Annotated in this window: 18 protein-coding genes; 7 read left to right on the plus strand and 11 right to left on the minus strand. The window is 45.2% G+C overall.

From position 1 onward, the window contains the following. Positions 1–76 precede the first annotated feature (76 nt). From budA to R7H07_RS01740, 3 genes are read left to right on the plus strand one after another with little or no spacing between them, the layout of a single operon-like run. Complete coding sequence (budA, locus tag R7H07_RS01730; RefSeq protein WP_206958780.1) at positions 77–862, plus strand: acetolactate decarboxylase; 786 nt, start codon at positions 77–79, stop codon at positions 860–862. A 29-nt stretch (positions 863–891) separates the two neighbouring features. Then, positions 892–2595, plus strand: coding sequence for an acetolactate synthase AlsS (gene alsS, locus R7H07_RS01735; RefSeq protein ID WP_206958779.1), 1704 nt, complete (start codon positions 892–894; stop codon positions 2593–2595). Beyond that, the gene (locus R7H07_RS01740) at positions 2592–3350 is read left to right on the plus strand and encodes an SDR family NAD(P)-dependent oxidoreductase (RefSeq protein WP_053307586.1); all 759 of its coding nucleotides are present in this window, start codon (positions 2592–2594) and stop codon (positions 3348–3350) included. Before alsS ends, R7H07_RS01740 begins: the two co-directional genes overlap by 4 nt. Before the next feature lie 288 nt (positions 3351–3638). Here R7H07_RS01740 and R7H07_RS01745 read toward each other — a convergent pair whose 3' ends face one another. The 9 genes from R7H07_RS01745 to R7H07_RS01785 form a co-directional block, all read right to left on the minus strand. Further along, positions 3639–4235, minus strand: a complete 597-nt coding sequence (locus R7H07_RS01745; protein ID WP_206958778.1) for a methyltransferase domain-containing protein — start codon at positions 4233–4235, stop codon at positions 3639–3641. A gap of 136 nt (positions 4236–4371) precedes the next feature. Then, positions 4372–5574: a phenylacetate--CoA ligase family protein gene (locus tag R7H07_RS01750; protein WP_017633694.1), complete on the minus strand. Its 1203-nt coding sequence runs from the start codon at positions 5572–5574 to the stop codon at positions 4372–4374. 9 nt (positions 5575–5583) lie between these two features. After that, complete coding sequence (locus R7H07_RS01755) at positions 5584–6405, minus strand: ABC transporter ATP-binding protein (RefSeq protein ID WP_005373283.1); 822 nt, start codon at positions 6403–6405, stop codon at positions 5584–5586. A gap of 80 nt (positions 6406–6485) precedes the next feature. Next, complete coding sequence (locus R7H07_RS01760; protein ID WP_005373285.1) at positions 6486–7730, minus strand: ABC transporter substrate-binding protein; 1245 nt, start codon at positions 7728–7730, stop codon at positions 6486–6488. Between the two features lie 45 nt (positions 7731–7775). After that, positions 7776–8843, minus strand: coding sequence for a branched-chain amino acid ABC transporter permease (locus tag R7H07_RS01765; RefSeq protein WP_005382737.1), 1068 nt, complete (start codon positions 8841–8843; stop codon positions 7776–7778). Between the two features lie 11 nt (positions 8844–8854). Further along, positions 8855–9748, minus strand: coding sequence for a branched-chain amino acid ABC transporter permease (locus R7H07_RS01770; RefSeq protein ID WP_005373295.1), 894 nt, complete (start codon positions 9746–9748; stop codon positions 8855–8857). Then, positions 9748–11700 (minus strand): long-chain fatty acid--CoA ligase, encoded by a 1953-nt coding sequence (locus R7H07_RS01775; protein ID WP_005373296.1) that lies wholly within the window; start codon positions 11698–11700, stop codon positions 9748–9750. The genes R7H07_RS01770 and R7H07_RS01775 overlap by 1 nt, the downstream gene beginning before the upstream one ends. Next, positions 11700–12500 carry an ABC transporter ATP-binding protein gene (locus R7H07_RS01780; protein WP_005373297.1) on the minus strand — a complete coding sequence of 267 codons (801 nt, stop codon included), beginning with the start codon at positions 12498–12500 and terminating at the stop codon, positions 11700–11702. The genes R7H07_RS01775 and R7H07_RS01780 overlap by 1 nt, the downstream gene beginning before the upstream one ends. Positions 12501–12743: 243 nt before the next feature. Next, positions 12744–14381 carry an electron transfer flavoprotein-ubiquinone oxidoreductase gene (locus tag R7H07_RS01785; protein WP_064354685.1) on the minus strand — a complete coding sequence of 546 codons (1638 nt, stop codon included), beginning with the start codon at positions 14379–14381 and terminating at the stop codon, positions 12744–12746. A 155-nt stretch (positions 14382–14536) separates the two neighbouring features. On the opposite strand from R7H07_RS01785, the gene R7H07_RS01790 reads away from it, so the two are divergent. From R7H07_RS01790 to R7H07_RS01800, 3 genes are all read left to right on the plus strand, one after another. Then, a complete protein-coding gene (locus R7H07_RS01790; protein ID WP_005386149.1) occupies positions 14537–15289 on the plus strand; it encodes an electron transfer flavoprotein subunit beta/FixA family protein in 753 nt (250 codons plus the stop codon). Then, the gene (locus tag R7H07_RS01795; RefSeq protein ID WP_017820355.1) at positions 15286–16212 is read left to right on the plus strand and encodes an electron transfer flavoprotein subunit alpha/FixB family protein; all 927 of its coding nucleotides are present in this window, start codon (positions 15286–15288) and stop codon (positions 16210–16212) included. Before R7H07_RS01790 ends, R7H07_RS01795 begins: the two co-directional genes overlap by 4 nt. A gap of 87 nt (positions 16213–16299) precedes the next feature. Then, the gene (locus R7H07_RS01800; RefSeq protein WP_114139527.1) at positions 16300–18330 is read left to right on the plus strand and encodes an acetoacetate--CoA ligase; all 2031 of its coding nucleotides are present in this window, start codon (positions 16300–16302) and stop codon (positions 18328–18330) included. 178 nt (positions 18331–18508) lie between these two features. Here R7H07_RS01800 and R7H07_RS01805 read toward each other — a convergent pair whose 3' ends face one another. Together R7H07_RS01805 and R7H07_RS01810 are read right to left on the minus strand one after the other, a co-directional pair. Continuing rightward, on the minus strand, positions 18509–20059 hold the full coding sequence (locus R7H07_RS01805; RefSeq protein WP_047101519.1) for an alpha-glucoside-specific PTS transporter subunit IIBC: 1551 nt from the start codon (positions 20057–20059) through the stop codon (positions 18509–18511). Positions 20060–20114: 55 nt separating this feature from the next. Continuing rightward, entirely contained in the window at positions 20115–21443 is a 1329-nt protein-coding gene (locus R7H07_RS01810) for a 6-phospho-alpha-glucosidase (RefSeq protein ID WP_047101299.1), read from the minus strand. A gap of 180 nt (positions 21444–21623) precedes the next feature. On the opposite strand from R7H07_RS01810, the gene R7H07_RS01815 reads away from it, so the two are divergent. Further along, a complete protein-coding gene (locus tag R7H07_RS01815; protein ID WP_047101298.1) occupies positions 21624–22331 on the plus strand; it encodes a GntR family transcriptional regulator in 708 nt (235 codons plus the stop codon). Positions 22332–22341 lie beyond the last annotated feature (10 nt).

Consider the following 22341-nt stretch of genomic DNA (forward strand, 5'->3'; position numbering starts at 1 on the left):
ATCTTTTTTATATTGGATTTAGCACCGTGTAGAAGTCAATCTAAATATACTCTTCATTGCATAACTGGTCTTACTCATGCGTGGATTTTATAACCCTCTATGTGCTTGTTCGCTTGAAGTAGCGAAAGAATTTTCTGAATACCATCATGTTACCGGAGATGGTGAGATTTATCAGACTTCGTTAATGAGTGCTTTGATAGCTGGTGTTTACGAAGGCTCAACAACCATAGAAGAACTGCTGAAACATGGGGATTTTGGTTTAGGTACGTTCAATGAATTGGATGGTGAGTTGATTGCTTTTGATAAGGAAGTTTTTCAACTCAAGTCGGATGGCTCCGCAAACCCGGCAGAGCTGGCGCAAAAAACGCCCTTTGCTGTCATGACTTTTTTTAAGCCTGATATCGAGCTGCCACTAACATCGCGCATGTCACGTCATGAAGTCCATAGCCTCATAGACGACATGGTTCCAAGCGATAACCTATTTTGCGCAGTGCGCATTGATGGCGTTTTCGATTCAGTTCGTACTCGTACCGTACCTAAACAAACACGCCCTTATCGGCCAATGCTTGAAGTGGTCAAAGAACAACCAACGTTCCGCTTCACGCATAAGCAAGGTGTGGTCGCCGGCTTTCGCAGTCCTAAATATACGACTGGCATCAATGTGCCCGGCTATCACGAACACTTTATTACCGATGACCGCCAAGGAGGTGGTCATATTCAGGATTACAGCATTTCGTCAGGGTTCCTCCAGATTGGCAAAGTCTCGCGGCTAGTGATTGATACCCCGGTATCGACAGACTTCCTCAACGCCAATTTGGCTCCGGAAGATATAAATACCGCCATAGAAAAGGCGGAAAAGTAACAAAGTCAGGCAAATAATAAGGACAACAAATGCAATCCAAACCTTCAAATAAAAATGGATCTCAGTTGATCGCTCAACAGCTAGAGTCTCTCGGCATTAAGTACATTTTCGGTATTCCCGGTGCAAAAATCGATCGACTGTTCGATGCGATTGAAGACACTAACATCCAAATGATTCCGGTACGCCACGAAGCTAACGGCGCATTTATGGCGGGCGTTATGGGAAGACTAACCGGCAAAGCAGGCGTCACCATGGTTACGTCAGGCCCTGGCTGTGGAAATCTAGTTACGGGGGTGGCAACAGCAAACTCCGAAGGCGATCCGCTGATTGCTATCGGTGGTGCGGTGAAACGAACTGACCAGCAAAAACAAACACACCAGAGCATGGATACCGTCAGTATTTTTCGCTCTATAACTAAGTTCAGTGCTGAAGTGCAGCATGTGGACGCCGCAAGCGAGATCATGGCGAACGCATTTCGTATCGCAGAGTCAGGTCGTCCTGGGGCCTGCTTTTTGAGTCTCCCCCAAGATGTTTTATCCGAGCAAACCCAAACGGACATTATTGTCCCCTCGCCTTACACACAGCCTGGTTGCGCAGACATCGCAGCAATCGAAGAAGCGGTCAGTCGAATCAGTAAAGCAAAGCGCTGTGTGGTTTTACTTGGCCTTCACGCGAGCCGCAGTCAAAACGCTGCTGCTATCGCCCGATTTCTTCAAAATACGCAGCTACCCGTTGTCGGCACTTACCAGGCCGCCGGCACGGTAGACATCAATTACTATCATCACTTTGCTGGGCGTGTCGGTTTGTTTAATAACCAACCTGGCGATGTTTTACTGCGGGACGCCGATTTAATTCTCACCATCGGCTTTAGCCCAATAGAGTATGATCCTGAGCTTTGGAACAGCCACCGCAACCCAGTGATTCACCTCGATATTGAACCAGCAGAATACCAACTTAATTATCAACCTTGTGTTGAAATCGTCGGAAACATTGCGCAGTCATTAGACAAGATGGGCAGCTATATCTCTGAATATGCTCGCCTTTCCCCAACGGCACTTTCAGTACTGGAAGAGGTAGCACTGCAACGGCAAGTGATCAAGACCTATCCCAATGTCTATCACAAGCAAGGGTTTCATCCACTGGCGCTAATTAAAGCCATGCAATCTATCATCACACCAGATACCACGCTATGCCTTGATATGGGGAGCTTCCACATCTGGATCGCTCGTTACTTAAGCTGTTTTCGAGCTCGCCAAATGCTGGTGTCTAACGGCCAACAAACGATGGGCGTTGCACTGCCATGGGCCATTGGTGCCAGCCTACTAAAACCTGGTAGCAAAGTGGTATCGATATCAGGAGACGGCGGTTTTATGCAATCGAGCATGGAGTTAGAAACCGCGGTTAGACTGAACTGCAATATCGTCCATATTGTGTGGGTTGATAACGCCTACAACATGGTAGAAATGCAAGAGATCAACAAATATCAGCGCTGCTCTGGTGTGAAATTTGGACCAATTGATTTCAAGGCGTACGCCGAATCATTTGGCGCGAAAGGCTTCGCAGTGACTAGTCAACACGAATTGCTACCGACATTGAATAAAGCCATGGACGTTGAAGGACCAGCAGTGGTGGCTATCCCAGTAGATTACAGCGACAACGACAAACTGATGTTGCCGCGCACCGAGAAAAATCAAGATCCCGTTTTTGTAAGTTTCGAAGGAGAAATCGCATGAGAGGATTAAAAAATAAAGTCGCACTCGTCACTGGTTCTGCCAATGGTATTGGTTTGGCCATCGCAAAACGTTTGTATGAAGAAGGCGCAAACGTCGCTCTTGCCGATTGGAATGAAGAGCAGTTGGCAAACGCCGTTGAGGGCTTTGATAAACAGCGTGTGTCTGCGCATTCCATTGATGTTTCTGAACCAGAAAAAGTCGCAGCACTGATTTCTGATGTTGTTACCCGTTTCGGTAAACTGGATATTTTAGTAAACAATGCTGGCGTACATGTCCCTGGTTCCGTGATTGAAGGTAGTGTGAAAGACTGGAAGAAGATCTCTGGTGTAAACATTGATGGTGTTGTTTATTGCGCGAAGTTTGCTTTGCCTGAACTCTTAAAAACGAAAGGTTGTATGGTAAATACCGCGTCCGTTTCCGGTTTGGGTGGTGACTGGGGTGCCGCATTCTATTGCGCGAGTAAAGGTGCAGTGGTGAACCTTACCCGAGCGATGGCATTGGACCATGGTGCGGATGGGGTAAGAATTAACGCCGTATGCCCAAGTTTAGTAAAAACCAACATGACAAACGGCTGGCCGCAGGACATCCGCGATAAATTCAATGAGCGCATTGCGCTTGGCCGAGCAGCCGAACCTGAAGAAATTGCGTCTGTCGTGACTTTCTTGGCAAGTGATGACGCATCTTTCATTAATGGCGTAAACCTACCTGTAGACGGCGGTGCCACCGCATCAGATGGTCAACCTAAAATAGTATAAGCATGAAATAGACAGATCAGTGAGAGACGTTCTACTACCTTTCGGATCGATGCTGATCTGTCGCTTTACGCTCTGAGCACACAACCCGTGCCAGCAATAAACTCAACCACTCGACCGCTGTTAGAGATATCTCAACAACTTAAACCAGCAACGAGAAATTAATGTTTCACACAAACCGACAAACTATGTGAGCATTCCATCAGGCATAGAGTGAAGACTTATGTATCAGCGATTCACAAAGAACCAGACAGTTTCCGCGAATACTTTCTAAAGAAGTCTCAGTGACGACTAACGTTTCTGCCACACCATCCATTGCTCTCTGCCTTTAAAAACCTCAACACTGTTTGCCACCACTGAGGACTTCACAAGTTCAAACGTGGGCTCTAGAAAAGCTGCCAACTCCCCACTTCGCAAACAAAATGGAGGGAAGCGAGAGTGGTAATCATCATCTATAACGAAATAACCAATTAACAAACCGTCTCTTGGCAGCAATTTATCCACCATAGAGAAATATTCTGACCACATGTCTCTCGGTAGTGCTGCGAGAAAGGCCCGCTCGTAAATGACATCAAACGAGTGAGAAAAATCGGCATTAAATACATCACCCAATACGACTTTATCTTTGTAGTTACCTAACGTTGATTGCGCCATTTTTACCGCTTCTTGGCTGTAATCCATCGCGATCACGTCATGCCCATATTGAATAAAAGTGCTCAGTTCATAAGCGGCACCACACCCAGGAATAAACACTGACTGGCCTACATGAAGTGAATTGTTGAGATAATCCTTGAGTTCTTGAGGTGTCGATTGGGCATCCCAAGGCATAGTGCCTCGGATAAACAAATCATCCCAGAATTGTGTGTTAATCATTGGTGCCTGTTTCATTTACCCGCTCCCTGATTGCGGTAGTAAAAAATAAAGGGATACGCAGCGCAATGTGGTATCCCTTTTCTAGCCTTTTGTCTGACGTTGTTAGTTTTTTATGACAACCACTTTCTACTGCACTTATGCCACCAATGAGTTAACTGCGAAGATCATTGATTAACGGCTGCTCCGCTTGGTTCGGTACAAACTGGACATTGCCTTTCAGTTTAGTGACAGACTGGAGTGTTGCTTGAATGTCCTCTGCTGATACATGCACATCATGACAACAGAAAGTAATGGCATCGTTGAAGCCATCGCGCTCAATTTTCAAGGAGCCTTTAATATCGTGGCGACGACAGACTTCTTGGATCTGATGCGGATAAACAAACAGCCCTTTTACTTTCACCGCGGAGTCTGCTCGTCCCATCCAGCCCTTAATTCGTGCGTTCGTGCGTGAAGAATCAGAACTTGTCTCTAGATATGCCGATAAATCTCCCGTTGCGTAGCGAATCAGCGGGAACTTCTCATCGAGCGACGTTACAACGACTTCACCGACTTCTCCCGGTTGTACAGGAACACCATCAGGATCAACGATTTCAACAATAATATCTTCGGCAATCACTAATCCTTGTTCACCAGACACTTGATAAGCAATCAAACCAAGTTCTGCGCTTGCGTAGGCTTGAAAGACTGCAATGCCTTTTTCCTCAAACATCTGTTGCATGTCTGCTGTAACCGCTTCACCAGAGACCAGAGCTTTCTCAAAGCTAGGCAGCTCATCGTATTTCTCTTGGTACTTTTGTAGCAACGTCAGCAAATAGGAAGGTGTACCAGTGTAACCATTAGGTTGAAGCTGTTTAATTGCCTCTATTTGCGCTTCGGTATTGCCTACTCCAGCCGGAAATACAGCGCAACCACAAGCCCTTGCGCCACCATCCATAATAAATCCGCCAGGAGAGAAATGGTAAGAGAGCGTGTTATGCACTAAATCACCCGCACAGAACCCAGCAGCGTGAAACGCGCGCCCCATACGCCAGAAATCGGCCTCATCCGTTTGAGCCTCATATAAAGGCCCAGGAGACTGAAAAACACGCGCCATTTGACCAATGGCAACGCTATTTAAGCCACCAAACGGCGGTTTAAGTTGCTGCTGATTAGGTACATTGAACTTACGTGTAATCGGGAACTGAGCAAGCCCTTCACGATTGTTTGCCAATGTAGGATCTAACTCAGAAAAATGCGCTGCGTAATGTTCGCTATTGGCTTTCGAATTCTCAATCAGCGCTGGCAAACGTTGAAACAGCGACTCTTCTCGCGCCTGTAGAGACAACGATTCTTTCGCATCAAATAGTTCGTTCATCCTTGCTCCTTACAACCAACGCTTACGACGTTTGTAAGATTTCAGATTCTTAAAGCTCTTGCGATCTTCATCGCCGCCGCCAAGGTAGAATTCTTTTACGTCTTCATTGTTTAGCAATTCGTGCTTGCTGCCATCTAGTACGATTTTGCCTGATTCCATGATGTAACCGTAATCGGCCGCTTGAAGAGCGAAGTTGGCATTCTGTTCAACCAAAAGCATGGTAATACCTTGCTCTTTGTTGATCTTGTTAATAATGCTGAATACTTCTTTAACTAGCAGTGGAGAAAGCCCCATAGACGGTTCGTCCAACAAAATCATCTTCGGTCGAGCCATTAACGCTCGGCCAATCGCTAACATTTGTTGCTCACCGCCAGACAAATAGCCCGCCAGGCCAGTGCGCTCTTTGAGTCGCGGGAAATAGTCAAACACCATTTCGATGTCTTGTTCAACTTCGTTGTCAGTGCGTGTATAAGCGCCTAAGCGAAGATTTTCTATTACCGTCATATCTTCAACAATTCGGCGCCCTTCCATAACTTGGAAGATGCCCGAACGGACGATCTCTTCCGGGCTTTTGTTGTCTATACGCTCGCCCATGAAGTTGATTTCGCCGCGCGTCACTTCACCATCTTCGGTTTTCAATAAACCAGAAATGGCTTTCAACGTTGTGGATTTACCCGCACCGTTGGCCCCCAGTAAGGTCACAATCTGCCCTTTTGGAACTTCTAAACTCACACCGCGAAGTACTAGTATTACTTCGTCGTAGACGACTTCAATGTTGTTCACTGAAAGCAGTATTTCTGCCGGTTCGATATTCGTTGCTAATTCAGCCATCAAGCTACTCCTTGCTAGGGTGAGAGTGTTCTCTCACCCATCCTTATTTTCAGTAAGCTTTGTTATTAATAAGTCGTAGATTAGTAACCTAGCCAATCGTCACGACGTGACAATGTCACCTGTGATACTTTCTTGATATCAACTGCGCCGCCATCGTTGTTGCCCATAAAGACGTTCACGGTTGTTGTGCCTCGGTGATCTTCCGGTTTCCAGTTCGCAGGGACACAAACACCTTCTAAGCCTTGTGGTACCCAGTTGTCATGGACATACATGCCCTTCTTGATGTTTTCACCTGTGATGCCACCATTATCTTTCGCCCACTCCATCGCTTCTTTCATATAGAACGCAGAACAGATACCGCGAATGTAATGGTGAGTTCTGAATTCGCCCGGCTCTGATTCAGACTGCTTAGAAATCTCACGAACCAGCTTCATGCCTTCGTTATCGTCTCCCCAAAACGCCGTCATACCTGGGAAAACGTAATCTTTAAGGCCATCGCCTGCTGCTTCAAGCACTGGCTTGTCGCCGCCCCAAATGTTTGCCATGTACTGGAACTCTGTCCCAACCGTGTTACAAGACTTCACTAGTGAGATAACCGAGCTACCGATATTGGCAATGTAACCGTAGTTGGTGCCTGACTCTTTCAGCGACAAACATTGCGCTTTAAAGTCCCCTGGTTTTAGTGACACAACGACTGGGTTTTGCACATCAAAACCAAGCTCTTTGGCGTACTCTGCACACGCTTCTTTTGGCGCATTCGGGAATGGATGGTTATCGCCAATGTGCGTAAATTTCGGCGCACCTTGATTGCCCTTAGATTCCCAATCTTCTTTCGCCCACTTAACTAGCGCACGGCACGCATCTGAGTACGACGCACCATAAAAGAAATTATAAGGCGCTGGTTTCGCGGTTTTTGGGTTTTTGCCAGTTGGGTCAGTTAAGTGACCAGAGTAAGAAGCAGAGAACACCGGCACTTTGTCTTTGGTAACAAACGAAATAAGCGCTTCGGTATCCGCCGTACCCCAACCTTGCAGCGCAACCATGTCTTTACGCGCAACCCAACGTTTATAGTTAGAAATCGCCACTGGTACTTTGTACGCCATGTCTACTGTTTCAAATTCGAGCTCGGTACCGTTAATGCCACCGTTTTGGTTAATCCAACGCAATGCGTCTCGCACGCCAGAACCATAAGGCTTGCTCACATAGGCAGTTGGTCCAGAAAAGTCGACTAATTGCCCGACAAACACAGAATCTTTTGCCCAAGTTGCGGTAGTAAACAGTGCAGATGACAGCACCAACGTTGTCGCTAAATGTCCTTTGTTCATAACTCGTTGTCCTTGTTATTGAGGTATATTCCACTTAATTCCACGTTAATATGAGAACGGATAGTGTTTCCAATATGCTCGAATCTGTTGCCAGCGATGCGATAATCCTTGAGGTTCGAAAATGAGGAACAGCATGATGACTAAACCAATCGCCATCTCTTTGAAGTAAGCCAGACCATCAGTGAAAGCGGTGGTATCACCAAACGCTGAAAGCCCCGTTACGCCAAACTCTAAAACTTCAGGCAGAAGTACGATAAATATCGTACCCATCAGCGTACCTTTGACTGAGCCTAAGCCACCAATGATGATCATGGCCAAAAACTGGATAGACATCATGATGGTGAAACCTTCTGCTGATACAAACCCTAGATAATGTCCGTAGAGTGCGCCCCCGATGCCAGCATAGAATGCACACACTCCAAATGAGAGCAGACGATACTTAGTTAGGTTGATGCCCATGATCTCTGCTGACAGATAGTGATCTCGCACTGAGACAAACGCGCGACCGTCACGAGAACGGATTAAGTTTGATGCCCACATATACATGAAGATCAGCGCAAACAGAGCGATATAGAAAAAGCTTTCGTCAGTCGTAAACTCAAAGCCAAACAAATTAATTGGGTTCGCGCTAGCACCGTATGAGCCGCCACTGAACCAATCTGCGCGAGCAAAGAAGTCCTCTAGAATAAACTGCGCCGCCAACGTTGCGATAGCTAGGTATAAACCTTTAATTCGAGCCGCTGGCAGACCAAACAGCATCCCCACAATCATGGTTAAGTAACCCGCGAGCGGAATCGCAAACACGACTGGAATGTTAAACTGGTTATTTAACCAAGCCGATGCAAAGGCGCCAAAGCCAAAGAACGCACCGTGACCTAGCGAGATTTGTCCGGTAAAACCAACCAAAATGTTTAAGCCCAATGCCGCGATACCGAGGTATGCAATCTGAATAAACAGGTTTAGGAAGTAAATATCCAAGACCAGCGGTGCTGCCAGCATGGCGATGACACCTGCAATCGCAAGGCTTCTGATGGTTTTGGTTTCAAAAATTGGCGTATCGCTTTTGTATGTGGTTCGAAAATCCCCACATGGGCGCATGCTAAGTTGAGCCATGTTATTTCTCCTTAAATACGCTCAATATCTTTGGTACCAAACAGGCCATATGGCTTGAAGGCAAGAATGATTAACAGCACATAGAATGGTGCGATGTTGTATAAGTTACCCACTTGCAGGTATTGGCTATCAAAAAACTCAGCCAAGTTTTCTAGCACCCCGATGGTGATACCACCGACAATTGCGCCGACTACCGAATCTAAGCCACCTAAAATAACGGCTGGGAAAACTTTGATACCAATAATGGATAGCGCGTCAGATACGCCGTTAACGATACCGATAACAATCCCTGCTGTTGCAGATACCATTGCCGAAATGGCCCAACTGATGGCGAACACTTTCTTGATGGAAATGCCAAGACTCTGGGCTACTTGCTGGTTGAATGCCGTTGCGCGCATTGCCAGACCCATTTTGCTGAATTTGAAGAACCAGTAGAACGCGCCCATGATGAGCATTGAGAAGATCAAGCTCAGAATGTAAGCAAACTCAACATTCAAACCTCCGATATTCACCACGTTGGTTTCGAACACTTGCGGGTACGACACAGCAGAGACACCGAATATCCACTTCATCAGCGCTTGGAAAAACATCGATAGACCAATGGTCACCATGATCACAGAGATAATCGGTTCACCAATCAACGGTCTGAGCACAATGGTTTGCACGGCGATACCAAAAATCATCATGAACGCGAGCGTGAGTAAAAAGCCTATAAAAAACGGTAACTGTAGGTGTACCAATGCCGCCCAACATACCCATGCGCCAATCAACAGGAACTCACCCTGAGCAAAGTTGACCACCTGGGTCGATTTGTAAATCAATACAAAGCACATGGCGACAACGCCATACAACATGCCAACGATCACGCCATTAATGACGAGTTGCAGTAATAAATCCGTATTCACTATGCGATCCTCCGTTGTTCGCTATCCACTAGTGTTGGCTCATGCTCAATAAGCGTTTCAATAACTAGCGACGTTTGAATGCGTGTTTTGGTGCCATCTTGATAAGTGATCACTGTATCGACATCGACTTTTGGATCGTCGCTGTAGATGGTTTCGATGATGTCTCCGTATTTCTCTGCAACCACACCACGGCGTACTTTACGTGTGCGAGTTAGCTCTCCATCGTCGGCATCCAGCTCTTTGTAAAGTAGAATGAATTTGCTGATCTTCTGTGCATCCGGTAGGGATTCGTTCACTTTTTGAACTTCTTCACGAATCGCTTGGTACACTTCTGGTTGAGCAGATAAGTTGGTGTAGTTGGTAAATGCCAAGCCGCGTTGCTCTGCCCACTTCGCGACGATCGCATAGCGAATACAGATGATGGCAGACAGCCAAGGTCGACCTTTACCTACCACCACGGCTTCTGCAATAAACGGCGAGAACTTGAGTTTGTTTTCGATAAACTGTGGCGAATAACGGTCGCCATGGCTGGTTTCCGACATATCTTTCAGACGATCAATCACCACCAAGTGACCGGAATCTTTAAAATAGCCCGCATCGCCTGTGTGCATCCAACCATCTTGAACATCTTCATCATATGCTGCTTGGTTGTTTAAGTAGCCAGTAAACATGCCTGTACTTTTCGCGATGATTTCACCAACGCCATTGCTGTCCGGGTTGATGACTTTCACTTCTGCATTATCAAACGCAACACCAACGGAATCGTAATCCACATCATCCGCTTGGTGCACGGTGTATGCGCCACACATTTCGGTCTGACCATAAAGCTGCTTAAGTGGCACACCAATAGCTTGTAGGTAACGGAAAGTATCCGGTCCCATCGCCGCACCGCCGGTTGCCGCAGATGTCAGGTTCGAAAACCCTAAACGGTCACGCAGAGCACGCAGAAGAATCCATTCAGCCAACTTAGAGCGTTTACCCTGCTCCAGCGCTTTGTTGGCTAAGCTCATGCCCAGTTTGTACATCTTTTGCTTAAACGGTGTCGAATCCATCATTCGTGCAGACACGTCTGCCACAATGTTTTCCCACACACGTGGCGCTAACAGCACAAAGTTTGGACCGATTTCACGCAAGTCGGACATCATGGTTTCTTGTTCTTCCACAAAGTTAACGATTTGACGAGAAATCAACGCCTGACCAACCACGTAAACCTGCTCCATAATCCAAGGCAAAGGCAGAACAGAAACGTAGTTGTCGCCTGGGGAACGAGGGTCTGCACGCAAGTAAGCCGCACAGTGATCCAAGAACGTGCCACTGTGTAGCTGAGCCAATTTTGGTTTAGAAGTCGTACCCGACGTAGTACAAAGAATTGAAAGATCGCTGCCTTTGGTTTCAACAACCATATTGAGATATTTGTCTGGGTCCGCTTTATCAATCAGCTGACCTTTTTTGTAGACCTGTTCAACATCAATTAATCTTGGATCATCGTATTTACGCATTCCACGAGGATCGCAGTAAATAATGTATTCAACGCTAGGAATTTCATCACCAAGCTCAAGCAGCTTGTCGCATTGCTCTTCATCTTCGGCAATCACGACTTTTGCTTTTGCATAGTTGATAAGGTACGCCACCTCTTCGTGCATAGAATCTTGATAGATGCCCAGCGAGAAACCTTTGATCGCATGTGCCGCTAACTCGCCCCATACCCATTCAGGGCGGTTATCACCTAGCAAACCAACGACATCTTGCTCACCAATACCCAAATCTCGTAGTGCCAGTGCCATCCACTTGACGCGGTTTTCATAATCCTTCCAAGTGAACTCTCGCCATATACCAAACTCCTTTTCACGCATTGCGACTTGTTCGGGCCAGTTCTTGGCATTGTGTTGCAACACTTTTGGAAAGGTATCTAAGCGGGTTATATCTGCCCAATCATTATGTTGCTGTGCCATTATGCACTCTCCTCTAATGTCGGTAGCTCTTCGCCTAAGTACGCTTGCTTCACATGTGGGTTGGCCATCACTTCTTCAGGCTCACCCGTAGCAATGTGTTTCCCGAAATCCAAAACCAAAACGCGATTAGAGATGTCCATGACCACGCCCATGTCGTGCTCAATCATGATGATCGTGATATCTAATTCTTCATTCAGATCCATGATGTAACGTGCCATGTCTTCCTTTTCTTCCAAGTTCATACCTGCCATTGGTTCATCAAGCAGCAGTAACTTAGGTTTTAAGGCAATGGCACGAGCAAGCTCTACACGCTTACGTAAGCCGTAAGATAGGGTGCCTGCAGTCGCTTTTCGGATGTGCTGGATTTCTAGAAAATCGATCACGTCTTCCACATATTTGCGGTGCGCCATCTCTTCTTTCTGCGCATTGGAGAACCAATAGAGTGGCCCCGTGACGAAGTTATTTTTCAGTAGGTGGTGTCGGCCAACCATGATGTTGTCCAGTACCGACATATGAGAAAAGAGCGCTAAGTTTTGGAAGGTTCTTCCCAGCCCTAACTCAGCTCGTTGGCTTGGTGTACGTTTAGTTACGTCATCTCCAGCGAAGATTACAGAGCCTTTGTTTGGTGTGTATCGACCAGAGATGCAATTGAGCATTGAGGTTTTACCTGCACCGTTTGGACCAATGATTGAAAAAATTTCCTTTTCATTCACATGGAAGCTCACGTCAGTTAAAGCTTTCACCCCACCAAAAGCCAATGAAATATCGTTTACCTGCAACAGAGGCGATTCCGATACCATAGTTGATCTCCCTTTCGTTATTTTAAGTGCGTTCCATTGAGCACTATTTTGATCAAACCTAACTTTGATACTGGTAACCGCTTTTACACCTATGCATCAACTTTGTATTCAGTTTACGTAAACGTCAATTTAAAATCAGAATAGTGCCTGAAAGATTAAGTTGCAATCGAGTTCATCGAGAAAGATTTGAACTAACGCAAACTTTAAGTAAATAAATTGTTAATAAAAATTATTCTCAAACGCTTACATATTTGGATAGTTCGGACCACCACCACCTTCTGGTGGAGTCCAGGTAATATTTTGACTTGGATCTTTGATGTCGCAGGTCTTACAGTGGATACAGTTGGCCGCATTTATTTGCAGCTCTGGCTGCTGCTCCCCCTGTACGATTTCATACACGCCAGCCGGACAATAGCGCTGTGCTGGCTCTGCATATAATTCAAGGTTCTGCTCAATAGGAATCCGCTGGTTCTCCAGTCGTAAGTGGCATGGTTGATCTTCCTCATGGAAGATATTGGATAGATAAACAGAAGAGAGGCGATCGAAACTTAACACGCCATCAGGCTTCGGATAGACAATTTCATTGCTGTTTTCCGCCAATAACAGAGACTGATGATCAGGCTTATCACAGCGGATATGCCACTTAGCTTTGCCTTTTAATACGTTATGTTCCAGCAGCGCTAAACCACCGCCCAGCCACGATCCAAAGCGGTGAATACCACTTGAGAAGTTACGTGCTTGATAAAGCTCTTCATACAGCCAAGACTGTTTGAAATGCTTTTGATAATCAGCAGTAACTGACTGACTCTCAAGGGCTTCACATACTGCTTCAGCGGCAAGCATGCCAGATTTCATTGCGGTGTGTGTGCCTTTGATTTTAGCGCCGTTAAGTGTTCCTGCATCACAGCCAATTAACAAGCCACCAGCAAACTGCTGCGTGGGAAGCGAATGAAAGCCGCCCTTGGTGATCGCTCTCGCGCCATAGCTAATACGCTTCCCATTTTTGAGGTATTGCTCAATCAACGGGTGGTGTTTAAAACGTTGAAACTCATCAAATGGACTCAAGTGCGGATTCTTATAATTCAAGTCAACAATCAACCCGACGGCAACTTGGTTTCCCTCTAAATGGTAGAGATAACTGCCACCTGTAGCTTCATTTGATAACGGCCAACCTAATCCGTGCACTACTAAACCTTGCTGATGCTGCTCTGATGGGATTTCCCACAGCTCTTTAAAACCGATAGCGTAGTGTTGAGGCGTTTTCTCTTCAGCAAGATTAAATCGGTTAATCAACTGCTTACCAATATGCCCCCGTGCGCCTTCAGCAAATAAAGTAAACTTCGCTCGTAGTTCAATACCAGGTTCGAAATTTCCTTTTTGTTCACCATTTTTATCTAATCCCATATCGCCCGTGATCACGCCACAAACACGACTATCTTCATCGATGATCGCTTGACTGGCGGTAAAACCTGGGTAGACCTCCACCCCCAAGTTCTCAGCCTGCAACGCCATCCATCGGCATAGACTGCCCAAACTTATGATGTAATTACCTTTGTTATGTAACGTATTAGGCACCGCCCAAGAAGGCAGTTCATGACCATTGATGTCATTGCCTAGATAGTAGGTTTTATCTTGGTTTACTTTGGTATTGAGCGGAGCGCCTTTCTCTTCCCAGTCGGGAAAAAGCTCATCCAAACTCCGCGTTTCAAACACCGCACCCGATAAAATATGCGCTCCAACTTCAGAACCTTTTTCTACCACGCAAACAGAGAGCTCTTGTTTTTTTTCTGCTGCTAATTGTTTGATTCGGCATGCCGCAGACAAGCCTGCGGGACCTGCGCCTACAATCAGAACATCAAATTCCATGCAGTCTCTTTCCATGATTGCATTCCTTTTTCTTTGCATGTTGCCAACTTGTTAATCAACAATATATTTAAAGTTGACGCAAACGTAAAGGTAAATTAACATCATTTTAAAGACGTCATCACATCGTCTTCACTGTTAACACATAGTCTTCACTGTAAAAGGAATCTAACGTGAAAATACTAGTGCCAATCAAAAGGGTCATTGATCCCTACGTTAAAGTTCGCGTGAAAGCGGACCATAGCGATGTTGAAACCAATAACGTCAAGATGACGATTAATCCATTTTGCGAAATAGCCGTTGAAGAAGCCGTACGACTAAAGGAGCAAGGTATTGCAGATGAAGTCATCGTTGTCAGTGCCGGCGGTAGCCAGTGTCAGGAGCAACTACGTACCGCGCTTGCATTAGGCGCCGATCGCGCTATTCATGTCGATACTGAAGACAAAATAGAGCCATTAGTTGTTGCTAAGCTGCTCAAAGCTCTAGTTGAGCAAGAACAAGCACAGCTTGTGATTACGGGTAAACAATCCATTGATACGGACAACAACCAAGTGGCTCAGATGCTGGCCGCCCTACTTGACTGGCCTCAAGCAACTTTCGCTTCCGACGTGAAGATTGAAGATCAAAAAGTTCAGGTCGTGAGAGAAGTGGACGGCGGCTTGATGACAGTCGCGATGAACTTACCTGCGGTGATCAGTACTGACTTACGCCTGAATGAACCGCGTTTTGCCTCTTTGCCTAATATCATGAAAGCTAAGCGCAAGCCGTTAGATACCATCACACCTGACAGTCTGGGTGTTGAAGTGGTATTTAGCCAAACCATTCAAGAAGTCACACCGCCAGCGCAAAGAAAAGGTGGCATCAAGGTTGAATCTGTCTCAGAGCTTCTCGATAAGCTGCGTAACGAAGCGAAGGTGATTTCATGAAGAACTTAATCATAGCAGAGCATGACAATAACCAATTGCATGCGGACACACTCAAAGTGGTTAATGCAGCAAAACAAGTCAGCCAAGACAATGTTTTGATCGTAGTGGGCCACCAGTGTGAAGAAGTCGCTCAGCAAGCTTGTCGCGTTGATGGTATATCAAACGTAATTTGTGTCGATGATGAGCAACTTAAGCATCAATTTGCCGAGAGTATCGCACCTATTGTAGTGAGTATTGCTGAAGGTTTTGACGCAATCTGGGCTAGCTCATCATCAAAAGGGAAAGACCTTGCACCTCGAGTAGCTGCGAAGTTCGGCGTTGGGCAAATTTCCGATATTGTCCAAGTTATCGATGAAAACACTTTTATCCGCCCTATTTACGCAGGAAACGCATTTGCCAAAGTGACCACCAGCGACAAGGTTCGCGTCATCACCGTGCGCGCGTCTGCGTTTGAGCCGGTTACTTGTCACAACCAAGCTGATATTAAGCATCAGCAGGTCACTATCTCAGCTCCAATGGTTGAATTAGTTTCTGTCGATAAAACCGTGTCAGAACGTCCTGAATTAAGCGCGGCAGAGGTGGTTGTGTCAGGTGGACGCGGGGTCGGTAGCAAAGAGAACTTCGCGTTGATCGAACAAGTTGCCGATAAACTAGGTGCTGCCATTGGCGCTTCTCGCGCGGCGGTTGATGCCGGGTTTGTTGCCAACGACTTACAAGTGGGTCAAACCGGTAAAATCGTTGCACCTAAGCTTTATATAGCGGTTGGGATTTCCGGTGCCATCCAGCATCTTGCAGGAATGAAGGAATCCAAAGTGATTGTCGCGATCAACAAAGATCCAGAATCTCCTATCTTTGAAGTTGCCGACTATGGATTGGTTGGTGATTTATTTGAGGTACTACCTCAGCTTGCCGAACAACTTTAAACGATCAGATAAGGGGCGAACACTGCTATGTTCGCCTCTTTATTTTGTTTTTGGTCATATTCAAAAGAATTGAAATTAGAGGGACCTATGCCAAATTCTGCACCTATTTGGTCACCATCTGCTGAGCGCGTCAGCAATAGCAACTTATTACGGTTCATCGAAAAGGTTAATAAAGACAAAGCCGAAGGTACCGTAATCAACAATTACACGTCTCTACACCAGTGGTCCATTGAGCACAATGATGAATTTTGGCGACATACTTGGCAGTTTTGCAACGTAATCGGAGATATGGGTTCGCAAGTCAAGAGCCTTGGCAGTCCCAAATGGACACCAACAGGTTCTAATCATCATCATGTAAATAGAGACACAGTATGGTTTGCTGACGCCACGCTGAACTACGCAGAGAACCTCCTATCTCAGGCTGAACAATCACCAGAGCGTGAGTTTATTGTTTTTAGCAATGAAAGCGGTGAACACCGACAACTCACCGGTAAACAGTTGCTTGAACAAGTTTCTGCCATTCAACAATGGCTACTCAATTGTGGTGTCGGTAAAGGCGATGTCGTTGCGGGTTATTTGCCCTACCTTCCTGAAACCGTTATTGCCATGCTGGCCACCACCAGTCTTGGTGCCATTTGGACTTCAACCTCTCCTGATTTTGGTATCGATAGCGTCGTAGAGCGTTTTGGTCAGGTCAAACCGAAAGTTCTTTTTTGCTGTGATGGCTACCAGTTCGGAGGCAAAGCTTTCGATATGACGAACAAGAACACCACTCTTAGTAGTAAGTTAAGCAGTGCCTCCGAAGAGACTACTATTAGCGTATGCCAAATCGAATATTTACAAAACGCTGAGAGTGCTAGCACTTCTGAGTTTGTTTCTTGGTCCGATATTACTCACCACTTTTCTCCACAATCAATTCAATATCAACCAACGCTGTTTAATGACCCGTTATTCATTTTGTATTCTTCTGGTACAACAGGTCAACCTAAATGTATTGTCCATTCCGCAGGCGGTACCTTGCTCAATCACCTCAAAGAACATCAACTGCATTGCGACATCAAATCGCAAGACAAGGTTTTCTACTACACAACATGTGGTTGGATGATGTGGAACTGGCATGTTTCCGCTCTTGCGAGTGGTGCAGCCTTAGTGATTTACGACGGTAGTCCGGTTTACCCTGATCACTCCATCTTATGGCAATTAGCAGAAGAACATAGCGTGTCGCTGTTTGGTACTTCAGCGAAATACTTAGAAGCACTGGAACAGGCAAACTGCTCTCCAAAACTAGAACATAACCTGAAGTCACTCAAAACTCTTTGCTCAACTGGTTCGGTGCTTTACCCAGAACAATTTAGTTATGTCTATCAGCACATCAAGCAGGACTTGCATCTCGCTTCTATCGCTGGCGGCACGGATATTTGCGGATGCTTTGTACTGGGAAACCCTATCTCACCAGTTTACAAAGGTGAATGCCAAGGCGCAGGGCTGGGAATCGACGTGCGTGTTTTGGACGACGAGGGAAAAACCATTACACAGCAACGCGGCGAACTAACTTGCAATAACTCACTACCTAACTTCCCTATTGGCTTCTGGCACGACAACGGCGAACGCTATCACAACACTTATTGGAGCAAGTTTACCGATATCTGGCACCATGGCGACGATGTGATGCAAACCGAACATGGCGGCTTCATTTTTTATGGCCGTAGTGACGCAACCTTAAATCCAGGCGGCGTACGCATCGGTACCGCTGAAATCTATCAGCAAGTGAACACGTTACCCGAGGTTGAAGACTCCATCGCTGTCGGCAAGTTAAACCAGCAGTCTGAAGAAATCTGGTTACTAGTAAAACTCGCTCACAACGTCGAGTTAACCCAACAACTCACCGATTCAATTCGCCAAACATTGAAAACAAAATGTTCACCGCGCCATGTCCCACGACAAATTTTTGCCATCAGTGATATTCCTAAAACGCGCTCAGGCAAATTGGTTGAGCTAGCAGTGAAACAATTGGTAAACGGACAAGCTGTAAAAAACATTGGTGCTATTGCTAACCCAGAAGTGCTGGAAGAAATTAAAACGCTTTTCAACATAGAAAGTGGCGCCACTGTCAATTAGAGACTCAACAAGTCTTCCAACAATACAGACGGGTATAACCTAACTGTATTTTTAGCTCGCTCGATAACTCCTCCCCACTTTCGTGGAAACTGCGCGAAATATGCTTCATGTACACAAAAAAGGTGAGATAATTATATCTCACCTTTGAGCCATATGAGCTGGAGCATTAGTTTGGGGGTTAAGCTTTTATCAGTTGGCTCATATCTTCGCGAACTTGTGGCACCGTTAAACCAACGATGATTTGAAGGCTCTCTTGATTTCTAACAATATTCACCGCTCCGTGCTGTGTGAAAAATGCGTTCTCCTTTACAAGAGAGACATCTTTAACTTTAACACGCAAACGCGTCGCGCAATTAGTTAACAATTCAATGTTTTCTTTTCCACCCAGACCTTCAATAAAGGCACTAGCTTGTGACGGACTTGCGCTACTGTTATGGACCGCTTTCGCTTCTTTGTAGTCAGCTTTGGAATACAACTTACTATCTGCACCTTCACGTCCCGGAGTAAGTATGTTGTATTTTAAAATAAGCGCGCGAAACGTAACAAAGTAAACACCAGTAAACATGAGACCAATAATAATCTGAATCACGTATGTTCCTGCATGGTTACCAGCCAAAGGCAACCAGTTTTGGAAAATGAAGTCTATCAAGCCAGTCTGAAAGTTACCGGAAACACCAAACATAAAGGCGATCGTTGCCATTGTCGCAGATAACAACGCATGCAAAGCAAACAGCGCAGGTGCGATAAATAAGAATGTAAACTCTATTGGTTCGGTGATCCCTGTAAGAATTGCTGTGATTGCGGCTCCGAGCACTAACCCCATCACCATCTTTTTATTTTCTTTTTTCGCAACTGAATAGAGTGCTAGTGCGATACCCGTACAACCAAACACTTTACCCATTCCCGTCAACATCAAACCACCCTGAGGAAATTGTGTCGTTAAACTTTCCGAGCTCTGGGCGAATGTCTGTATATTTTGAATCCAATAGGAAACCGTTCCGCCATCGACTGCAACAGGCCCATAAAAAACGGGACCATATACGAAATGATGCAACCCCGTTGGTATCATGATTCGCTCTAAAAACGTAAATAGCCATACCCCTAACGATCCAGCAGAAACCAAAAATGATTGCAGATTGTTAATACCATGCTGAATACTTGGCCAAGTCAAACAAGTTAGAATTGCCATCACGACCATAATTGGGAAGCTAATGATCACAACCAATGGCGTTCCGCCAAATACAGCCGCCCAATCCGGTAGCTTTTTATCAAAGAATCGGTTGTGAACCCAAACAGAGAGACTTGCAATTAAAATCGCACCTAGCAAGTTGGTATCAAGCGTTAGAATGCCACCAACTTCAGTCAAACCTCGCTCACCTTCCGTATAGTTAACGCCCAGTTCTGGCCCCCAAAATTGAAGGATTCCACCAATAACGTAGTTATACGTAATGTAGGAAACAAGTGTTGCAAGTACAGCGCGACCAGATGCTTTTTTAGCTAAAGCGATAGGTAACCCAACGGCAAAAATAAGTGCCATATTTTTAAATACAGCGAGAGATGCCTGTAAAATGATCGTCGAGACTTTAACCCAAGCACTCCCCTCTAGTGCCCAAGGAAACACTTCTTGATTTAACAGCACAACAGAGAAACCCAATAACATGCCCGCTGCTGGAAATAATAGAACGGGTACAAACATCGCGGCCCCGAACCTTTGAATAATGTCTTTCATATAAACCTCTTGTTTCATTCACGGAGCCTACAAGGAGGCCCCGAACGTCCAGTTGTTATTGAAAAAATTGAGGAAGGTAGGCTTTATTTTCTTCTAGTAATTGTTTTGTTATTTCTTTAGCTTTTGGCACATTAACCACGGTACGGTTAAGTGTGAGTGCATTAATCAGCTTTTGCTGACTTCCTTCGTACCAAGCATCCACGACTAATTTCTCGTAACCAAGTTGGCTTTCAATCATGGCTTTTTGGAAGGTTGGGATTTTTCCTACAGTAAAAGCTTTCGGTCCATCACTAGTTAGCGCAGCTGGAACTTCTACCATGGCGTCATTTTGTAAATTTGTAATAGCACCATTATTCGGTACGATGACGAGATACACATCGCTCAAGTTGTAGGCTAGCGAAGCCGCGACTCTCACCATGTATCGACCATGGATATCGGCATGCAGTGTTTCGTGCTTCGTGGTGCCCGCTTCAATTATTCTTGCGTTCAATTCGAACACTCGTTTCTCACGGCCGTTAATTACCTGCCTTGCGCGGGTATTGTTGATATCCTCTTTCGCCACCATTTTTTCAGGGTACAAATAGTACTGAAGATACGTATTCGGCAAAAACTCTGGATTATCAACAAGCATTGTTCTCATGTTTTTGAATGTGGCTTGCCACGATGGGTCATCCGCTATTTCCGCATCAACCGCACTGATCCCTTCTTTTAGGATGATATTTTTAATTTTGTCCGTTAAGTCTTCACCCTGTTTGTTACGAATTTTGGTAAACCAGCCATAGTGATTAAGCCCAAAATATTCAGGAACGAAGTCCCAAATTTCACATCCTAACAATTGCGCATAGCTGACCATAATCGCTGCTGGCATATCACAGATATTTAGAATTCGCTTATCATGCGGAAATTCACGATTTAAAGCTTCAGCGACAATTGCCGCCGGGTTGGTGTAATTAAGAATCCACGCATCTGGACACGTTTGTCGGATCTCGTTCACTAGCTGGATCATGTCGCCGATAGAGCGAAGTCCATATGCCATTCCTCCCGCGCCACATGTCTCTTGCCCAACACAAGAGTTGGATAGCGGGATCTGTTCATCGCGCTCGCGCATGGCCAACCCACCAGTGCGGATCTGTATAAAGAAAAAGTCCGAATCTGAGAATGCGACAGATTTATCCGTTGTATAAACAAACTCTTCAACTTCTGGATAGTGTTCTCGCAATAGAATTTCAGTAGCTAATGCATTCGACTCTTGGCGTTTCTCATCTATGTCGTAAAACACGACTTTTGCGAGTGGAAAGTTATCTTTTTCAGCAATAAGGCTGTTCATCATACCAAGTGTGTATGTACTGCCAGCACCAACAATCGTTAATTTTTGACGTTTCATTCCGCTACCTCAAATGTTTACCCTGCAAATGTATAAAATAAGTATTAATACTTTTATGATACATTTAAAGTGTAAGCACAAAGATACGAGATAAAAATCACACAAAGATCCTAAGGAAAAGTATTAACTACATCTCAGATCACATTCTTGCTATCATGATCCAAGACTTAGCGAGGTATTATGAAACCCAAATACATAGACATTGCGGAACGATTAGAAAAAAAGATCAAAGATGGGGAACTACAACCTAAATCGATGCTTCCAAAAGAGAGTGATTTGCAAGAAGAGTTTTCCGTAAGCCGCGTAACCATCAGAAAAAGCTTACAAATTCTGGTCGACAATAATTTAATTAGTCGGACAAGAGGTAGTGGAACTTATGTAAACGATCTAAAAGCCCAACATGATGCCTTACATTTGCTGGGTTTTATCGAGGAAGTCAGTAAACAGGGGAAAACGCCTAGCTCTCAAGTCATAAAGTTCGAACTTAAAAAGCCGAATGAGCAGGTTGCTAAGCAGTTAAATCTCTCGCCCAATGATGATACATATGAAATACATAGACTCAGATGTATTAATGATGAGCCTGAAATTTACGAAGTCACTCATATGCCAGCAATGTTATTTCCAGACTTGAGCATAGCCATAATGAATGGTTCTAAATATGAGTACATTGAAAATAGCAAAGGATTGAAAATTGCGAAAAGCAGTCAGTCTGTCAAACCGTATTTGTTAGATACAGAGACGGCCTCATACCTGAATGAATCAGAAGCTTCCCCTATTCTAAAAGTTGAGTCCACTGGTTACCTAGAAGATGGTCGTGCATTTGAATATACCGTCAATTACTTCCGACTTCATCAATACAGCTTCGAGTTTATTTCAACTAGGACGTAGTACTATTCGA

Origin of the sequence: Vibrio sp. Vb1127 (genome assembly GCF_033338735.1) — a bacterium.
GTDB lineage: Bacteria > Pseudomonadota > Gammaproteobacteria > Enterobacterales > Vibrionaceae > Vibrio > Vibrio alginolyticus.

Bases quoted from the DNA above. Each gene is read 5' to 3' on its own strand.
- R7H07_RS01775 (WP_005373296.1), bottom strand. From the start codon at position 11,700: ATGGCACAGCAACATAATGATTGGGCAGATATAACCCGCTTAGATACC.
- budA (WP_206958780.1), top strand. From the start codon at position 77: ATGCGTGGATTTTATAACCCTCTATGTGCTTGTTCGCTTGAAGTAGCG.
- alsS (WP_206958779.1), top strand. From the start codon at position 892: ATGCAATCCAAACCTTCAAATAAAAATGGATCTCAGTTGATCGCTCAA.
- R7H07_RS01780 (WP_005373297.1), bottom strand. From the start codon at position 12,500: ATGGTATCGGAATCGCCTCTGTTGCAGGTAAACGATATTTCATTGGCT.
- R7H07_RS01765 (WP_005382737.1), bottom strand. From the start codon at position 8,843: ATGGCTCAACTTAGCATGCGCCCATGTGGGGATTTTCGAACCACATAC.
- R7H07_RS01810 (WP_047101299.1), bottom strand. From the start codon at position 21,443: ATGAAACGTCAAAAATTAACGATTGTTGGTGCTGGCAGTACATACACA.
- R7H07_RS01785 (WP_064354685.1), bottom strand. From the start codon at position 14,381: ATGGAAAGAGACTGCATGGAATTTGATGTTCTGATTGTAGGCGCAGGT.
- R7H07_RS01805 (WP_047101519.1), bottom strand. From the start codon at position 20,059: ATGAAAGACATTATTCAAAGGTTCGGGGCCGCGATGTTTGTACCCGTT.
- R7H07_RS01760 (WP_005373285.1), bottom strand. From the start codon at position 7,730: ATGAACAAAGGACATTTAGCGACAACGTTGGTGCTGTCATCTGCACTG.
- R7H07_RS01795 (WP_017820355.1), top strand. From the start codon at position 15,286: ATGAAGAACTTAATCATAGCAGAGCATGACAATAACCAATTGCATGCG.
- R7H07_RS01740 (WP_053307586.1), top strand. From the start codon at position 2,592: ATGAGAGGATTAAAAAATAAAGTCGCACTCGTCACTGGTTCTGCCAAT.
- R7H07_RS01800 (WP_114139527.1), top strand. From the start codon at position 16,300: ATGCCAAATTCTGCACCTATTTGGTCACCATCTGCTGAGCGCGTCAGC.
- R7H07_RS01750 (WP_017633694.1), bottom strand. From the start codon at position 5,574: ATGAACGAACTATTTGATGCGAAAGAATCGTTGTCTCTACAGGCGCGA.
- R7H07_RS01815 (WP_047101298.1), top strand. From the start codon at position 21,624: ATGAAACCCAAATACATAGACATTGCGGAACGATTAGAAAAAAAGATC.
- R7H07_RS01755 (WP_005373283.1), bottom strand. From the start codon at position 6,405: ATGGCTGAATTAGCAACGAATATCGAACCGGCAGAAATACTGCTTTCA.
- R7H07_RS01745 (WP_206958778.1), bottom strand. From the start codon at position 4,235: ATGAAACAGGCACCAATGATTAACACACAATTCTGGGATGATTTGTTT.